Source organism: Nocardioides cavernaquae (assembly GCF_003600895.1).
Classification (GTDB): domain Bacteria; phylum Actinomycetota; class Actinomycetes; order Propionibacteriales; family Nocardioidaceae; genus Nocardioides; species Nocardioides cavernaquae.
Window position 1 is genome coordinate 2,403,866 of sequence record NZ_QYRP01000002.1, and the last position, 16,902, is coordinate 2,420,767.

The window sequence follows — 16,902 nt, forward strand, 5'->3', positions numbered from 1 at the left end:
GTCATCGTCCCAAACCGGCGGCAGGGATGTGCGACATGGCGTGCTCGGCCAGCGCGGTGATCGTCAGCGCCGGGTTCACGCCGGGGTTGGCCGGCAGGGCGGCGGCGTCGCCGACGACCATGTTCCGGTAGCCGAACACCTGCAGCTGGGCGTCCACGACCCCGGTCGCCGGGCTCGCGCCGATCACTGCGCCGCCGAGCACGTGCGCGGTCATCGGCCGGTTGCCGAAGACCTCGAAGACACTGCTCTGCGCGATGCCTCCGGTGCGCTCCGCCAACCACCTCGCGACCTGATGACCTGCATCGATGTACGTCGGGGCGGGCCGCTCGTCGTCACGCCCTGTCGTGAGTCGGTACCCGCTCCGCAGCAACCGCTTCCTGGCCGTGAACCGGATCGCGTTGTCGCGCGGCTGCATGACCAGCATCATCAGCGTGCGCGCTCCCCAGCCTGATCGCAGCGTGGAGATCCATCGGCGGGGGTTTCGCGCCACTGTGCCGACCCAGGTCAGGCTGCGACGGGCGGCGCCGCCCTCGCCGATGAGGAGCGTGAACATCAGCCGCATGAAGTCGCCTCGTGGTCCATAGGTGAGGAACTCGATCTGGGTGTCGCCGTCGACGACGACCCGACTGCTCGCGGTGACGTCCCGCCACGCCCCGATGTCCTCAGGCAGCAGGACGGACAGCACGGTCTCGCTGTTGGTGCGCGCGAGGTGCCCCAGTCGGTCGCTGATGGCGGGCAGGGAACCTCGGTGCTTGCAGTCTGCGAGGAGCGCGTTGGTTCCCACCGCGCCACCCGCGAACACCACCCCGCGTGTGGTGATGCTGGTTGGGTCGCTGCGCCAGCGGGCACCGGGGCGGCGCGTGGTGATCCGGTAGCCGTCGCTTCCATCAGGGGCGCCGATCGGAGTCACGTCCACCACCTCGCGCTCCGCGAGCACCCGGGCACCGTGCTTCTCGGCGAACCAGAGGTAGTTCTTCGTGAGCCGGTTGGCGGCACCGGTGCGACAACCCGTCATGCACTGCCCGCACCGGGTGCACCCCGTGCGGTCCGGGCCCTCGCCGCCAAAGTAGGGATCCGGCACGGTGGCGCCCGGCTCGCCGAAGAACACGGCCACCGGCGCCTGGGCGAAGCTGCCGCCGAAATGATCAGCGACTTCGCGGGTCAGGCTGCTCGTCACCGACTCCCACGGAGTCGTGCTGGCTCCGAGCATCCGCTCTGCTGTCCGGTAGTGAGGCTCGAGGCGCGCCTCCCATCCGGCGAGCGCCGTCCACTGGGGATGGGTGAAGAAGGCCTCGTGGGGGCGGAAGAGGACGCCTCCGTAGACGAGGCTTCCGCCGCCGACGCCGGTCTGGGTGGAGCTGAACACGTGCCGGAAGAGGACGTTGCGCATGATCCCGCGCAGTCCCAGTGCCGGAGCCCAGACGAATCGGCGACTGTCCGAGGCCGATGCCGGCAGCTCCTCGTCGGCGTACGCGCGTCCACGTTCGATCACGGCGACGCGGTGGCCCTTCTCGGCCAGGCGCAGGGCAGCGACGCTCCCGCCGAATCCGGACCCGACGACGACCCAGTCCTGGTCCAGTGGGGGATGGGTGGTGCTGCTCACGGCGACTCCTCAGGGGGTTGTCGCATCAGGATAACTTCGTTATCTTGATTGAACAAGCGGCGCCCGAACGCCGTCACAGCACCCGCAACGGAGACCGGTCATGGCACAAGAAGTACGAGGCAACCTCGAGATCGAGGACCGAGGCGCGGTGCTGGTCGCCCGCATCGACGGCGGCCCGCTCGGCCTGTTCGGCAACGACATCGCCGAACAGCTCGACGCGCTGGTCGACCGGGCTGACCGCGACCCGGCCGTGCAGGCCGTTGTCTTCATCGGCACCCACCCGGACCGCTTCGTCTCGCACGCGGAGGTGCGCTGGCTGCAGGAGGGCGGGGCGACCGTCCCCTCCGTCGGTGTCCGCGGCGCCTCCGCGCTCGCCCACACAGCGCGCGGAGTGAATCGCGCCGGCGGGCTGAAGGCGGCACTCGGCAAGACACCGCTATGGCCCGCGGTCCAGCTGGAGCGGGTGCACCAGACCTTCCTCAAGATGAACCGCAGCGGCGTCATCTTCATCGCCGCCCTCAACGGGTCGGCGCTCGGCCTCGGTGCCGAGTTCTGCTGGGCCAACGACCTGCGTGTCATGGCTGACGGGGACTACTTCATCGGCCAGCCCGAGGTCCTGCTCGGGATCATGCCGGGCGGCGGCGGCAGCCAGCGGCTCCCGCGGCTGGTCGGCAACCACAAGGCGCTGCTGGCGATCCTGTCGGGTGAGCCGTTCACGCCTGCACAGGCACTGGAGATCGGCGCCGTGGATGACGTCGTCGCCCCGGACCGGGTGCTCGACCGGGCGATCGAGCTCGCCCAGCACCTCGGCTCGCGACCGAAGGCATCGCGGGCGGCGATCAAGCGATCGGTCTACTTCGGCGGATCGGCGAGCCTGGAGGAGGGACTGCACATCGAGCGCTCGGAGTTCCTCGCCACCGCGCTCTCTGCCATCGGCCAGGAGTTGATGCTCGACTACATGGCCAATACCGACGCCGCGGGCGAGCTGCCGCTCTACCAGCCTGGCGTCTTCGACGAGGTGCTTCAGGCGGGCACCACCCGTGGGGCCGGCGCCCCGCAGAAGGAGGACCAGCGATGAGCAACCACAGCGATGTCGGCTACGGGGTCACCCGCCACGATGTCAGCTTCGCCTCGTCCGGCGACAGCTGCGCGGCCTGGCTCTTCCTGCCCGAGGGCGTCATCAACCCGCCTGTCGTGATCCTCGGCCATGGACTCGGCGCCACACGCGAGATGGGCCTCGCCGCGTTCGCCGAGCGATTCGCGCAGGCCGGCGTCGCGGCTCTCGCCTTCACCTACCGGCACTTCGGCGACTCCGCGGGCCAGCCACGGCAACTGCTCTCCATCAAGCGTCAGCTGGCCGACTGGGACGCGGCCATCTCCCACGTGAAGACCCGCTCAGATGTCGACGGCACCCGGATCGCCGTCTGGGGGAGTTCCTTCGGCGGTGGGCACGCCATCATCGTCGCCTCCCGCCACCCCGAGCTGCGCGCAGCCGTTTCGCAGTGCCCGTTCACCGACGGGCTCGCCTCGGCCAGGGCGCTGGGCCCGGTCGGGACGATGCGGTTGCTGCCGACCGTCGGGCGCGACGTCCTCGCCATGGCCACTCGCAAGGACCCCGTCCTGATCACGCTCGCGGGGGCGCCGGGGGACAAGGCGCTGATGACGGCACCCGATGCCCTGCCGGGCTACCTCGCGCTCGTTCCGGAAGGCGGCACGTTCATCAACGAGGTCGCCGCTCGCGTCGCGCCCACCATCACCCGGCACCGTCCGGGCAAGGCCGCGAAGGACGTGAAGATGCCGATCCTCTTCTGCATCTGCGACCACGACTCCGTCACCCCGCCCGAGGAGACCGTCGCCTATGCCAGGACTGCGCCTCGGGGCGAGATCAAGCAGTACGACGCCGGCCACTTCGACATCTACCTCGGCGAACCGTTCGAGGCAGTCGTCGCCGATCAGACCGAGTTCCTCACCCGCCACCTGAAGGCCTGAACCATGACGCTCTCCACGCTCATCGACCGGCGCGCCATCGACGATCCGACCGGTCCAGCCGTCGCCGACTCGGCCCAGAGCCTGACCAACGCCGACCTCCTCGGCCGCGTCCGTGCAGCAGCCGGGCATCTTGCTGACCTGGGGATCGGCGCTGGGGACGTTGTCGCCCTCAAGCTCACCAACCGTGTCGAGTTCGTCGTGCTCCTCTTCGCCGCCTGGCGCCTCGGCGCGACCGTCACGCCGATCAACCCGGCCCTGACAGACGCTGAGAGCGCACGGCAGCTCGACGACTCAAGCGCGAGGTTGCTCGTCGTTGAAGCCGGCGCGCACTCGATCGGCGACATCGCCACCCTGTCAGTCGCGGACCTGCGCATGGAGGACGGGCGAGGCGCGGCGCAGCCTGTCGAGGACCCCTCCGCCCTGGCCCTGCTGATCTACACCTCGGGCACGACTGGCGTGCCCAAGGGGGTCATGCTCGACCACGCCAACCTGGACGCCATGACGTCCATGGGGCGCGATGCCCTCAGGGCCGGTCCAGACGATCGTTGCCTGCTGATCCTGCCGCTCTTCCACGTCAACGGGATCGTCGTCAGTGTCCTGACACCGCTCCTCGTCGGGGCCAGTGTCGTCATCGCGGACCGGTTCAACCCGCAGACGTTCTTCGAGATCCTCGAGAAGGAGCGACCCACCTTCTTCTCCGCCGTTCCCACGATCTACAGCATGCTCGCGGCCCTCCCCGACGACGTACGACCAGACACCAGCTCGGTGAGGTTCGCCGTCTGCGGCGCTGCGCCGGCCTCGGCCGAGCTGCTCGCCCGCTTCGAGGACCGCTTCGGGTTTCCGCTGGTCGAGGGCTATGGGCTCTCCGAAGCCACCTGCGGCTCGACCATCAACCCGGTCGATGGCCCGCGCAAGACTGGCACCGTCGGAAGGGCATTCCCCGGTCAGGAGCTGCGCATCCTCGGCGCGGACGGCAACGAAGTGGTGACCGGCGAGGCCGGCGAGGTGGAAGTCCGGGGTGACAACGTCATGCGCGGCTATCTCGGTCGCCCGGAGGAAACTGCCGCCGTCATCAGCAGCGACGGCTGGCTTCGCACCGGAGACGTCGGTCGACTCGATGACGACGGCTACCTCACGCTCGTCGGCAGGTCCAAGGAGATGATCATCCGCGGCGGCGAGAACATCTACCCCAAGGAGATCGAGGACGTCCTCGCCAGCGACCCTGCCGTCCTCGAGGCCGCTGTCATCGGCGTACCCGACGAGAAGTGGGGCGAGGTCGTCGTGGCCTTCGTCCAGGCCCGCCCGGGCGCGACGGTCGACATTGACGCACTCCATGCGCGCTGCAGTGAGCGGCTCAGCGGCTACAAGCGCCCCGCGGTCATCCGCCTTCTGGACATGCTGCCGAAGAGCGCCGTGGGAAAGCTCGACAAGCGGTCGCTGCGTGACGGGCTTGTGCGCGCGTAACGGTGAACGTCTTCAAGCGCTCGTGGGACCTCGACATCGTCGCGGCGGGGTCTCTGGGCGTGTGCCGGTTCGATGACTTCCAGAGGACCCTCGGCATCTCGCGGAAGGTTCTCTCGGAGCGCCTGAAGTGGCTCACCGGCGCCGGGATCCTGGAGCGGCGGAAGTATCAGAACGCTCCGGACCGCTACGAATACCTGCTGACCGAAAAGGGGCGTGGCCTGCTGCCGGTTCTCGCCGCGATGAAGCAGTGGGAGGAGCGGTGGGGGCAGTGACGGTTCAGAGCAACGCCGCGAGAATCTGTCGCTCGCCGTTCTGGCAGGCGTCATGGCCGATGCTCGACGTGCGGGTGTCGACGTAGGTGGCGCGGTGGAGCCTGGCCTGCTCCTCCATCCGCGCGTTGAGCCGATCGATGAGGCTCTGGATGTAGGTCGCGTCCTGAGCCCAATCCCCCCTCCGCGAACGGTGCGCAAGCGCTGGGTCCATCGCATTTCAGTGCACAAATGTGCACTGTATCGAGGATCACGTCGACATCGCTTGGCGTGGCTCGCACGCATGGCCTAACTTCATTAGTGCACACCTGTTCACTGAAAGGAGCCGGGCATGTCGCTCATCGCTCAGAGGCTGACGTCGTCAGCGCTTGCTCGTCGCGTGCTGAACTCGTCCTTCGCCGCAGCGCTCACCACGCCCCACGGCGTCGACCGCTACGTCGAGATGATCGACCCGCTGTGGTCCAGCACCGAGATCCGCGCCGAGGTCACCGAGGTCGAGCGGAAGACCGCCGACTCCGTGACGCTGACGCTGCGGCCCAACAGCCTCTTCAACGGCTTCAAGGCAGGCCAGTTCGTCAAGCTCTCCGTCGAGATCGACGGCATCCGTCGCACTCGCTGCTACTCGCCGGCGAACTCCCAGTTCCGCCGCGACGGCCAGATCGAGCTGACCATCAAGGTCGACCCGAACGGCCTGGTCTCCCCGTGGCTGCTGGCCAACGCGAAGCCCGGGATGATCGTGCAGGTCTCGCAGGCGCAGGGTGAGTTCTTCATCCCGCTGCCGCACCCGCGCAGCATCCTGCTGATCAGCGGCGGCTCCGGCATCACTCCGGTGATGTCGATGCTCCGCACGCTCACCGAGCGCGCCTACATCGGCAAGGTCACCTTCCTGCACTACTCCTTCACCGAGGACGACGTGATCTACCGCAAGGAGATCGCCGAGATCGAGGAGAAGTACGAGGGCATCCGCATCATCCGCGCCTACACCAACGCGGACAACGGTGACCTCCAGGGCTTCTTCAGCCGTGAGCACCTGGTCGCTGCCGACAAGCACTTCGCCGAGGCCGAGACCTTCCTCTGTGGCCCGATGCCGCTGATGGACGGCGTCCGCGCCGTGTTCGAGGCCGAGGGCATCTCCGACCGCCTCCACCTCGAGCAGTTCGCGGCGCCGACGCGCACCGTAGCCACCGACGAGGCGACCGGAACCCTGACGTTCGGCGCCTCGGAGGTCGAGGTCGAGAACAACGGCCAGACCATCCTCGAGCAGGCAGAAGCTGCCGGCCTGACGCCGGACTACGGCTGCCGGATCGGCATCTGCAACACCTGCGTGTTCAAGAAGGACTCAGGTACGACGCGCAACGTCCTGACCGGCGAGATCGACAGCGACGAAGACGTGAACATCAAGACCTGCATCTCGGCGCCCTGCGGCGACGTGTCCATCGCCCTCTGACCACCACCTGACTTTCCAAGGAGCCATCATGAGCACCGCTACCGCTACCAAGCCCGCTGTTGCTGCTGCCCCCACGTCGGGCAAGAAGCTGACCCCCGAGCAGATCGAGGCCTTCGGCAAGGAGCTGGACGACCTGCGCGCCCGCATCGTCGCCGACCTGGGCGAGAAGGACGCGGACTACATCCGCGACATCGTTGCCAAGCAGAAGAAGCTCGAGCTCACCGGCCGCGCGCTGCTGTGGGCCGGCTGGTTCCCGCCGGCGTTCGTCGGTGGCGTCGCCGCCCTCTCCCTGTCGAAGATCATCGACAACATGGAGATCGGCCACAACATCATGCACGGCCAGTACGACTTCATGAACGACCCGGCGTACACGTCGAAGAACTTCGACTGGGACAACACGATCCACGCCGACTCGTGGCTGTACACGCACAACTACATCCACCACACGTTCACGAACATCTACGGCAAGGACCACGACGCCGAGGGCTATGGCGTCATGCGGATGAGCGAAGAGCAGCCGTGGCACCCGATCTGGCTGCTGAACCCGGTCTTCTGTGGCCTGCTGCAGACGTTCTTCCAGTGGGGCACCGCGATCCAGGAGTTCGAGACCGAGAAGGTCTTCAAGGGCGAGCGCACTCTGGCGGACCTCAAGCCCGCCTTCGCCCGCTTCAAGGAGAAGGCCCTCAAGCAGGCGCTGAAGGACTACGTCCTCTTCCCGGCCCTCTCCGGCCCGGGTGCGCCGTTCACCTTCGCCGGCAACGCGCTGGCCAACCTGACGCGCAACCTGTGGGCCTCGTCGGTCATCTGGTGTGGCCACTTCCCCGAGGACGTGGAGATCTTCACGGTCGCGGAGACCGAGGACGAGAGCCACGCCGAGTGGTACTACCGCCAGATCCGCGGCTCGGCGAACTTCACGGGCAGCAAGACGGTCGACATGCTCTCGGGCAACCTGAGCCACCAGATCGAGCACCACCTCTTCCCGGACATCCCGGCGTACCGCTACAAGGAGATCTCCGTCGAGGTCAAGGCGCTCTGCGAGAAGTACGGCGTGCCGTACCACCAGGACACGATGGTCAACCAGCTCCTCAGCGTCTACAAGAAGGTCTACAAGCTCTCCCTCCCGGACAGCTTCTGGACCAAGTCCAAGTAGGCAGGCATCGCCGAGATCGTCACCTTCCCGCTGCGCAGCATGAAGCAGAAGCAGACGACCGCCGCCTGAGGCGCGGGGGCGTACTGTCGAAGGTCGGAGCCATTCAGGCTCCCTCTCAGAGAGAACCCCCGCATGAGCGACACGTCGCCGCGCCAGAACATCCTCACGACGCAAGAACCGACGTTGCTGGGGCTGGGGGTCATCGGCTCGTCGGCCAAGGAGAACGAGCACCGGCTGCCGATCCACCCCGAGCACATCCCGCACCTCGACGCGGATCTGCGGGCACGCATCACGCTGGAGCACGGGTACGGCGCGAAGTTCGGCGTCGCGGACGCGTCGCTGCGCGAGTATGTCGCCGGGTTCGCATCGCGCGAGGAGCTTCTGACGAGCTCCGATGTCGTTCTGCTGCCCAAGCCGCAGCTCTCGGACCTGGAGGCGATGCGTCCCGGGACCGTGCTGTGGGGCTGGCCGCACTGCGTCCAGGATGCCGAGCTCACCCAGGTCGCGATCGACCGTCGCCTGACCCTGATCGCCTTCGAGGCGATGAACCACTGGACGCGTGACGGCGCGGTCGGGCTGCACGTCTTCCACAAGAACAACGAACTGGCCGGATACTGCTCGGTCCTCCATGCGCTCGAGATTGCCGGGCTGACCGGGGACTACGGCCGCCGGCTCAGCGCGGTGGTCATCGGGTTCGGAGCGACAGCGCGAGGCGCTGTGACCGCGCTCAACGCACACGGCGTACATGAGGTTGCGGTGCTGACGAACCGGGGCGTGGCAGCGGTGGGGTCGCCCATCCACTCCGTGCGGATCCGGCAGTTCGAGCACGACCCGGACGGCGAGAGTGACGTGATCACCGAGCGAGGGCGCGAGCCGCTGCCGGCCTACCTCGCCGAGAACGACATCGTCGTCAACTGCACCTTCCAGGACACCGACAACCCGCTGGTCTACCTGCACGACCACGACATGGCTGCGTTCCGTCCGGGCAGCCTGATCGTCGACGTGTCCTGCGATCTGGGGATGGGCTTCAGCTTCGCGCGCCCCACGAGCTTCGACGAGCCGACGTTCGTGGTGGGGGAGAACGTCCTCTACTACGGCGTCGACCACTCGCCTTCCTACCTGTGGAACTCAGCGACCTGGGAGAACAGCAACGCGCTGATCCCGTTCGTCCGGCGCGTGCTCGAGGGCGGCGCAGCATGGGACGCGGACGAGACGCTGAGCCGGGCCATCGAGGTCCGCGAGGGCCGGGTCGTCAACCCAGCGGTCCTGTCGTTCCAGGGGCGAGAGGTCGAGGCGCCCTTCCGGATTGCGTGAGGGCGCGGTCCCGGATGAGCCCTGCGCGCGAGGCACGTGTGGGAGGTCCCACAACATTCGGAATGCGCCGAAGCCCCGAAAGCGTCGCTCATGCCCTATCGTTGCTCTTGTTGAAGGGATGGCTCTGTAAGTCATCCTGGCCGCACACGATGCGCGGCTTGTATCTCGCACTTCCTGGTTTTCGGTTCGCTGGACATCAGCACAGGTAGATGTCTTCAGCGGCTCGGGGCACGTTGCCCCTGGCACGTAAAACAAAGGAAATCATCATGGCTCAGGGCACCGTCAAGTGGTTCAACGCTGAAAAGGGCTTCGGCTTCATCGCTCAGGATGGTGGCGGCGAGGACGTGTTCGTTCACTACTCCGCGATCCAGACCAACGGCTACAAGTCGCTGGACGAGAACCAGAAGGTCGAGTTCGACCTCGCCGCTGGCCCCAAGGGTCCGCAGGCTGAGAACGTTCGCGTTTCCTGATTTCTCTCGACGAGCCCCGACCGCTTCGGCGGGCGGGGCTCGTTGTGCATTTTGCGGATGTCCGTCGCGGCGGTGTTCGCCCGAACGGGGCGATCGTCGGTTAGCGTCCGAGGATGGACAGCAATGGGCACCGCAACCCGTCCGAGGTCGATGAGGACCGCAACTGGTTCGACAAGCTCGCCTCGCGTGCGCACGACGTCGCGTCGCGCGACATCTTCTTCCTGATCATCGTCGGGCTCACGGTGTTGTGGGCACCGAGCTACTTCCTGATGCACAAGCTCGATCACTGGTACATCGCCTTCGTGCTCCCGGCCGAGATCGTCACGCTCTTCCTGGTGGTCCTGCTGGAGAACCACAACCGGCGCTCGGAGCAGGCTCTGCACCGCAAGCTGGACGCCTTCGCCGTGGCACTCGCGGCCATCGCCGCGGAGTCGTCCTCTGCGGAGGTTCGCCAGCACGCCGAGGAGCTCCGGGCTGCGGTCGGCCTGCAGGATCGCGAGAGCACGGACGACTGAAACCGTAGGATCCGCGCATGGAAGCGGCGGCGGATCGGTATCACATCAATCCGGAGACCGGTCTGCCCAACAAGTGCCTCGATGGTGATCACTGCACCTTCGGCGGCGACCCGTTCCACTACCCCGACAGGCACGATGCCCAGGTGGCCTGGCAGGCGCGGCAGCTCGAGCGCGGCATCCTCGCCTACCGCAACGTGATGCGGGCGAAGGAGAAGGAAGAAGAGGACGCCGCGCTCGCCAAGGTCGCGGGCAACGCCAAGGGCCTCTCGAAGAAGCTCTCCTGGGGCGTCGCCCGCTCGATCCTGGTCAAGAACATCTCCAAGTACGTCGTGAACTTCCTCGGCGTCTTCATCGCGTACGCCGTGGCGTCGGGCAAGTGGCTCAGCGAGGACTGGATCCGGCGGCTGCTCCCGACGATCGCGACCGTCGTACTCGTGGCGCTCCTGACCTGGTTCGGCCTCAAGCTCTACAAGGGGAGCAAGGAGGCAGCGGTCGTCGTCAAACGGCGCACCAGGGCTACCGGTGCAGGACCTCGGGTCCGAGCCACTCGCAGGCGATGAGGGCCAGCTCGAGGTCGAGCCGATCTTCGTCAAGGGGACGACCGCGGACCTCTGCGGCCTTCTCCAGGCGGTAGCGCACGGTGTTCTTGTGGACGTTCAGCCGGGACGCGGCTGACGCGAAGCTGCTGCCCTCGGCCAGGAAGGTCCGTGTGGTCTCGCGCAGACGCGCGGTGGCCTCGTCGTCATCTGCGAGCGCTCCGAGGGCGGAGGCGACGAGCCGTCGGCTGGTGTCGATGTCGCGGAGGAGCAGGGTTGCCGCCCGGACGTCAGGATCGGACCAGAAGGTTGCGCGTGCGAGTCGCCCGCGAGCATTCAGTGCGAGCTGATGCGCCGCCCGCGCCTCCTGGTGTGTCGAGCGGAATCCTTCGAGGCCCACGGAGGGACTTCCGACGGCGACGTGCGCACCGATCCGCTCCGCCTCATCGAGAACGGCGCGGCTGAGGGTGTCGGCGCGCGCGTTGGTCCTCCCGAACGGAAGCCAGGCCCACGCGGTCGAGCGGTCCTGCGGGATGAAGAGGCCGCTTCCGGCACCGAGCTCCTTGCCGATGGCGGCGAGCAGGCGCTCGAGAGCGCGGAGGTCGTCTGGCGAGCCCACGCCGTCGAGCCAGAGCACGAGGCCGACGTGGTGCTGGCGAAGGCGATAACCCAGCGCTGCTTCGGTCGCGGCCGTTTCGCCGACCTTGCCTGCGAGTACGTCGCTCAGCGTTGCGCTCCGCACCGAGTTGCTGTTGGCGAGCCAGCGCACGCGCTCACTCTCGTACTCGGCGACGACCTGGGTCGACACGGCGTCGATGTAGCGGAACGACGCCTCCACGAACCTGTGTGTCGCTTCGATCGCAACCGGGCGATCGGGAGCGTGACCGTCCACGCGGTGCAGCGCCCACGAGAGGGTCGTCTCCTGGCCGAGGCGATACGCGCGGAGCAGCGCCACGGGGTCGGTGCCCCGCTGCGCGAGCCGGCGGGCGTACTCGGCAGCGGCCGGTGGTGCGGTGGCCTCGGGGACGGCGAGGCCGTAGCGGAGGATCCTGCCGAGGGCGTCGATGTTGCTCTCGATGCTGGCGTGGAGAAGCTCCTGCACTGCCGGATCGCCGCGTAGGTCGGTGATCTCGCCGGTCAGGCGTTCCTGGACGAGTGTCGTGAGCTCGGCGAGGTGCTCCCCGAGCTCGGCGCCCACGGTCAGGACCACGGAGTCGACGGCAGCCGTGAACTCCTCGTCGGGTTCGTGCACCCTGCGCTCTCCTCTGACTTGGTCGATTGTGCCAACAGATTCGATGGTTGCACGCTGCGGGCGGCGCGGAGATGTATCCGGGATACAAATCAGTCGACAGAGTCTGTTCGGGATCGCCAGTGACATCGGTCACTGGTGATCCGATCGTTGAAGTGACCCCGACGAGAGGAACCGACGTGTCCGTGGCCTACCTTCCCTGGAGCCGACCTGCCGACTTCGACCCGCGGCCCTGCGTGCGGGACGCCGAGCAGGAGCTCACGTACGCCGAGTTCTCGGCCCGGGTGGACGCGGCCGCCGAGCAGCTGGCCGAGCTCGGCGTCCAGCCCGGATCGGTCGTGGCGATCATGCTCCCCAACCGGGTCGAGCTGCTCGTCGCGATGGTGGCCGCGTGGCGCCTCCGTGCCGCCGCGACACCGATGAACCCGACCTTCACCGCCACCGAGGCCGCGCACCAGCTCACCGACTCGGGAGCCGTCGTGCTGGTCACCGACCGGACCGAGCCGATCCCGGACGGGCCGAGCGTCCTTCCGGTCTCCGAGCTGCGGCGGGAGTCCCGTGGCGCCGGTCTGCCCGCGCCTGCGACGGACCTGGCCGATGTCGCGCTGCTGATCTACACCAGTGGGTCGACCGGTCGGCCCAAGGGCGTCGTGCTCAGTCACGACAACCTCGGGTCGATGGCCGACATGATGGGCAGCTTCACCGGGATCACCGGCGACGACCACTGCCTCCTGGTCCTGCCGCTCTTCCACGTCAACGCCATCCTGGTCAGCTGCCTCGTCCCGATGTGCGCCGGCGGTCAGGTCAGCCTCCTCCAGCGGTTCCACCCGGTCGACTTCCTCGAGAACATCGCCCGTCTCCGCCCGACGTACTTCTCGGCGGTCCCGACGATCTATGCCTACCTGGTCGGGGCGGTCGAGGCCGGGGCGCCGGCGGACCTGTCATCGGTGCGCCTCGCGATCTGCGGCGCGGCACCGGCTCCGGCAGGACTGCTCGCGAAAGCTGAGAAGCTCTTCGGCTTCCCGATCTGTGAGGGATACGGGCTCTCCGAGGGCACGTGTGCCTCGACCTGCAACCCGTTCGACGGCGAGCGCAAGCCCGGCTCGGTCGGCGTCCCGCTGCCGGGCCAGACCATCGGCATCATGGCCCCCGACGGCACGCTGCTCCCGACGGGCGAGCGCGGCGAGGTCGTGATCCAGGGCACCAACGTCATGCAGGGCTACCTGAACAACCCGGAGGCCACGGCGCAGGCGCTCGGCGACGGCTGGCTGCACACCGGCGACGTCGGCATCCTCGACGAGGACGGCTACCTCACCATCGTCGACCGGATCAAGGACATGATCATCCGCGGCGGCGAGAACATCTACCCCAAGGAGATCGAGACCGTCCTCAACGAGCACCCGGCCGTTGCCGAAGCGGCCGTGGTCGGTGCGCCGGATGCCGCCCTGGGTGAGGTCGTGGCGGCGTTCGTGGCCGTCGCGGACCCGACGGCGATCGATGAGGATGCGCTCAAGGCGCACTGCGCGACCCACCTCGCCAAGATCAAGGTGCCCGTCTCGATCGCGGTGCTGGACGCGCTGCCGAAGAACCCGGTAGGCAAGACCGACAAGCCCACACTGCGCCGGCAGCTCGCCGACCTGTCCCAGGGAGCGTAGCCATGCCGTTCACCCAACCCACGCTGCCGCCGGTCGATCCGGCCGAGTTCCGCACCCGCCCGCTCATGGACCGGCTCAAGCTCCTCACCACGTTCTGGGCCGAGAACGGCTACGGCAGCCCGTACATGCTGCACGCGATCTACGTCGCGAAGTTCCTGCTGATCTCCACGCTTGGCGGACTGCTCGTCGTCACGCTCACCTCCCCGGGCATCGGCTCGATCCTCGACGCCGGCACCTGGTGGCACGAGCCGATCATGTACCAGAAGCTCATCCTCTGGGTGGCCTTCCTGGAGGTCTTCGGCATCGGTGGTGCCTGGGGTCCGCTGACCGGCCACTTCAAGCCGTTCTACGGTGGCGCACGCTACTTCTCCCGCCCCGGCCTGCTGCGGATGGCGCCCTGGCCGGACAAGGTCCCGCTCACCGGTGGCGTCCGACGCACGCCCGTTGATGCGGCGCTCTACCTCGGCTACCTGGCCAGCCTCGTCGTGGCCCTGGTGCTTCCGGGGGTGCAGTACGACGCGTCCCTGCCGCACTCCGACGGGGGAGTTGTCCGGCACTGGGCGTTGTTCGCCCCGATCGTTCTGCTCGTCGTGCTCGGGCTGCGTGACAAGGTGATCTTCCTGTGCAGCCGCGGCGAGCAGTACCTCCCGGCGATGCTCTTCTTCGCGTTCCTCGAGCCGCACGACATGTTGATCGCCGGCAAGATGCTGATCGTGGTCGTGTGGGTCGGCGCGGGCTGGTCCAAGGTCGGCAAGCACTTCGAGAACGTCGTGCCCGTGATGGTGTCGAACACCCCGTGGGCGCAGAAGTTCGCGCGCAGGGCGCACTACCGCGACTTCCCCCACGACCTGCGACCGTCGACGCTGGCGAAGCTGATGGCGCACGTGGGCGGCACCACGGCCGAGATCATCGTGCCGCTGATCCTGCTCTTCACGACCAGCTGGACCGTCACTCTCTGCGGGGTGATCTTCATGGTCTGCTTCCACGCCTTCATCACCTCGACGTTCCCGCTCGCGGTGCCGTTGGAGTGGAACATCCTGTTCGGGTTCATCGCGGTCGCGCTCTTCGCGGGCTACCCGAACGGTGACGGCTACGGGATCTTCGACTTCAGCGAGCCGTGGATGCTGCCGGTCATCGCGGTGGGCCTGCTGTTCTTCCCCGTGCTCGGAAACCTCCGCCCGGACCTGGTCTCCTTCCTGCCCTCCATGCGTCAGTACGCCGGCAACTGGGCGTCGGCGCTGTGGACCTTCGCCCCGGGTGCCGACGAGAAGCTGAAGCGCGCGGGCATGCCGGTGGGCCTGCACCGTGAGCAGCTGGCGGCACTGGGCATCGAGACGGACGTCGCCGCGATCAACATCGACCTGTTCGTGGCCTGGCGCTCCATGCACAGCCAGGGGCGCGGGCTGCTGTCGGTGCTGCGCACCTACCTGGGCGACGACGGCCTGGACCGACGCGACGTCTGGGAGGGGGAGACCGGCGCCAACCTGCTGCTGGGATGGAACTTCGGTGACGGCCACATCCACGGCATCCGGTTCCTGGAGGCCCTGCGCGAGTCGTGCGGGTTCGAGCCCGGCGAGTTCGTTGTCGCCTGGGTGGAGTCGCAGCCGGTGCACAAGAACTTCCAGGAGTGGTTCGTCTTCGACGGTGCCCTCGGGGTGGTCCAGCGCGGCACGTGGAAGGTCGCCGACTGCGTGGCCGAGCAGCCATGGCTGCCCAACGGCCCGGTCCCGCTCAACGTGACGTGGAGCGCGGCGGGGGCGGCGTCGTGACGTCAGCGGTCATCGTCGGCAGCGGACCCAACGGGCTCGCTGCAGCGGCCGCCCTGGCCCGCGCCGGGGTGAGCGTCACGGTGCTCGAAGCGGCCGACGAGATCGGGGGAGGCACCCGCACGAGCGAGGCGATCCTTCCGGGTCTGCTGCATGACCACTGCGCCGCGGTCCACCCGATGGCGGTCGGCTCGGCCTTCCTCCAGGGCCTCGACCTGGGCCGCCACGGACTCGAGTGGCGACTCCCCGAGATCGACTGCGTGCACCCTCTCGACGACGGGACTGCCGGTGTGCTGCGCCGTTCCGTGGCCGAGACGTCGGCCGGCCTCGGCGTCGACGGCAAGAAGTGGAAGCGGCTGTTCGGGAAGACCTCCGCGTCGTACGACGAGCTGGCCGAGGACATCCTCGCCCCGTTGATCCGCTTCCCCTCCCACCCGGTCAAGCTGGCCCGGTTCGGTGCCCCCACGACGCTGCCCGCGTCCACGCTCTCCCGCTACTTCCACAGCGAGCAGGGCAAGGCGCTCTTCGGTGGCGTCGCGGCCCACGCCTTCCAGCCGCTGACCCGGCCGCTCAGCTCCGCGATCGGACTGGGCATCATCACCGCCGGACACCGGCACGGCTGGGCGGTTGCCGCAGGCGGATCGCAGTCGATCACCAACGCGCTGGCCGCCGTCGTCCTCGAGAACGGCGGCACCATCGAGACCGGCGTCCGGGTGACGAGCGCCGACCAGCTGCCGCCGTCCGATGTCGTGCTCTACGACCTCGATCCGGCGCAGGTGGCGGGGATCCTCGGCGACCGGCTCCCGAGACGCGCCGCGAAGGGGTACAACAAGTTCCGCTTCGGTCCGGGGGCCTTCAAGGTCGACTTCGCGGTCGAGGGTGGCGTGCCGTGGGCCTCCGAGTCGGCGCGGCGCGCGGGCACGGTCCACCTCGGCGGCACCTTCTCGGAGATCGCCGCGACCGAGCAGGACGTGTGGGCCGGCCGCATGCCGGAGCGCCCCTTCGTGCTGGTCGGTCAGCAGTACCTCGCCGACCCGCAGCGCTCCGTCGGCAACGTGCACCCGCTCTACTCCTATGCCCATGTCCCGCACGGCTACACGGGGGATGCGACGGAGGCGATCATCAGCCAGGTCGAGCGCTTCGCGCCCGGCTTCCGCGACCGCATCGTCGGCAAGGTCGTGCGCACGACGCCCGGATTCGCGGCGTACAACGCGAACTTCGTCGGGGGCGACATCCTCACCGGCGCGAAGAGCATTCCCCAGCTGGTGTTCGGTCCGCGACCGACCATGCGTCCCTACGACGTCGGCGTGCCCGGTCACTTCATCTGCTCGGCCGCGACCCCGCCGGGGCCGGGCGCGCACGGCATGTGCGGAGCGAACGCCGCCGAGCGGGCGCTGCGCTACCTCGAGAGGAGCCAGTGACCGGTTCGCCCGCTTCACCCGCCTCGGACCGAAGGCAACCTTTTGCTGCTCCGC

Annotated in this window: 16 protein-coding genes; 13 read left to right on the forward strand and 3 right to left on the reverse strand. The window is 68.1% G+C overall.

Annotated features, from left to right (window positions below; translation table 11 throughout):
- Position 1 precedes the first annotated feature (1 nt).
- Positions 2–1,603 (reverse strand): GMC oxidoreductase, encoded by a 1,602-nt coding sequence (locus D4739_RS11590; protein ID WP_120060765.1) that lies wholly within the window; start codon positions 1,601–1,603, stop codon positions 2–4.
- A 100-nt stretch (positions 1,604–1,703) separates the two neighbouring features.
- Between D4739_RS11590 and D4739_RS11595 the strand changes: the two genes are divergently transcribed.
- Genes D4739_RS11595 through D4739_RS11610 form a run of 4 tightly spaced genes read left to right on the forward strand, consistent with a single transcriptional unit; the run spans position 1,704 to position 5,328 of the window.
- On the forward strand, positions 1,704–2,681 hold the full coding sequence (locus tag D4739_RS11595) for an enoyl-CoA hydratase/isomerase family protein (RefSeq protein WP_120060766.1): 978 nt from the start codon (positions 1,704–1,706) through the stop codon (positions 2,679–2,681).
- Positions 2,678–3,592, forward strand: a complete 915-nt coding sequence (locus tag D4739_RS11600) for an alpha/beta hydrolase (protein WP_120060767.1) — start codon at positions 2,678–2,680, stop codon at positions 3,590–3,592. Before D4739_RS11595 ends, D4739_RS11600 begins: the two co-directional genes overlap by 4 nt.
- Positions 3,593–3,595: 3 nt before the next feature.
- The gene (locus D4739_RS11605; RefSeq protein ID WP_120060768.1) at positions 3,596–5,056 is read left to right on the forward strand and encodes a class I adenylate-forming enzyme family protein; all 1,461 of its coding nucleotides are present in this window, start codon (positions 3,596–3,598) and stop codon (positions 5,054–5,056) included.
- A gap of 2 nt (positions 5,057–5,058) precedes the next feature.
- Positions 5,059–5,328, forward strand: a complete 270-nt coding sequence (locus tag D4739_RS11610; protein WP_120060769.1) for a winged helix-turn-helix transcriptional regulator — start codon at positions 5,059–5,061, stop codon at positions 5,326–5,328.
- 4 nt (positions 5,329–5,332) lie between these two features.
- On the opposite strand, the gene D4739_RS17060 is transcribed toward D4739_RS11610, so the two are convergent.
- Positions 5,333–5,539, reverse strand: coding sequence for a hypothetical protein (locus tag D4739_RS17060; protein ID WP_220699281.1), 207 nt, complete (start codon positions 5,537–5,539; stop codon positions 5,333–5,335).
- Between the two features lie 117 nt (positions 5,540–5,656).
- Between D4739_RS17060 and D4739_RS11620 the strand changes: the two genes are divergently transcribed.
- The 6 genes from D4739_RS11620 (at position 5,657) to D4739_RS11645 (ending at position 10,781) form a co-directional block, all read left to right on the forward strand.
- Positions 5,657–6,772 carry a ferredoxin reductase gene (locus tag D4739_RS11620; protein ID WP_182920396.1) on the forward strand — a complete coding sequence of 372 codons (1,116 nt, stop codon included), beginning with the start codon at positions 5,657–5,659 and terminating at the stop codon, positions 6,770–6,772.
- A 28-nt stretch (positions 6,773–6,800) separates the two neighbouring features.
- Complete coding sequence (locus tag D4739_RS11625) at positions 6,801–7,922, forward strand: fatty acid desaturase family protein (RefSeq protein WP_120060770.1); 1,122 nt, start codon at positions 6,801–6,803, stop codon at positions 7,920–7,922.
- 132 nt (positions 7,923–8,054) lie between these two features.
- Entirely contained in the window at positions 8,055–9,236 is a 1,182-nt protein-coding gene (locus tag D4739_RS11630; protein ID WP_120060771.1) for a N(5)-(carboxyethyl)ornithine synthase, read from the forward strand.
- Between the two features lie 266 nt (positions 9,237–9,502).
- Positions 9,503–9,706, forward strand: coding sequence for a cold-shock protein (locus tag D4739_RS11635; protein WP_120060772.1), 204 nt, complete (start codon positions 9,503–9,505; stop codon positions 9,704–9,706).
- Between the two features lie 113 nt (positions 9,707–9,819).
- Positions 9,820–10,221, forward strand: coding sequence for a low affinity iron permease family protein (locus D4739_RS11640; RefSeq protein ID WP_120060773.1), 402 nt, complete (start codon positions 9,820–9,822; stop codon positions 10,219–10,221).
- 17 nt (positions 10,222–10,238) lie between these two features.
- Positions 10,239–10,781 (forward strand): hypothetical protein, encoded by a 543-nt coding sequence (locus tag D4739_RS11645; RefSeq protein WP_120060774.1) that lies wholly within the window; start codon positions 10,239–10,241, stop codon positions 10,779–10,781.
- On the opposite strand, the gene D4739_RS11650 is transcribed toward D4739_RS11645, so the two are convergent.
- A complete protein-coding gene (locus D4739_RS11650) occupies positions 10,738–12,009 on the reverse strand; it encodes a PucR family transcriptional regulator (RefSeq protein WP_238473624.1) in 1,272 nt (423 codons plus the stop codon). The two genes, D4739_RS11645 and D4739_RS11650, sit on opposite strands and share 44 nt — an antisense overlap.
- Positions 12,010–12,191: 182 nt before the next feature.
- On the opposite strand from D4739_RS11650, the gene D4739_RS11655 reads away from it, so the two are divergent.
- From D4739_RS11655 to D4739_RS11665, 3 genes are read left to right on the forward strand one after another with little or no spacing between them, the layout of a single operon-like run.
- Entirely contained in the window at positions 12,192–13,661 is a 1,470-nt protein-coding gene (locus tag D4739_RS11655; protein WP_238473625.1) for a class I adenylate-forming enzyme family protein, read from the forward strand.
- Positions 13,662–13,663: 2 nt separating this feature from the next.
- Positions 13,664–15,430: a DUF3556 domain-containing protein gene (locus D4739_RS11660; RefSeq protein ID WP_120060777.1), complete on the forward strand. Its 1,767-nt coding sequence runs from the start codon at positions 13,664–13,666 to the stop codon at positions 15,428–15,430.
- On the forward strand, positions 15,427–16,848 hold the full coding sequence (locus D4739_RS11665) for a phytoene desaturase family protein (protein ID WP_120061877.1): 1,422 nt from the start codon (positions 15,427–15,429) through the stop codon (positions 16,846–16,848). The genes D4739_RS11660 and D4739_RS11665 overlap by 4 nt, the downstream gene beginning before the upstream one ends.
- Positions 16,849–16,902: the final 54 nt, after the last annotated feature.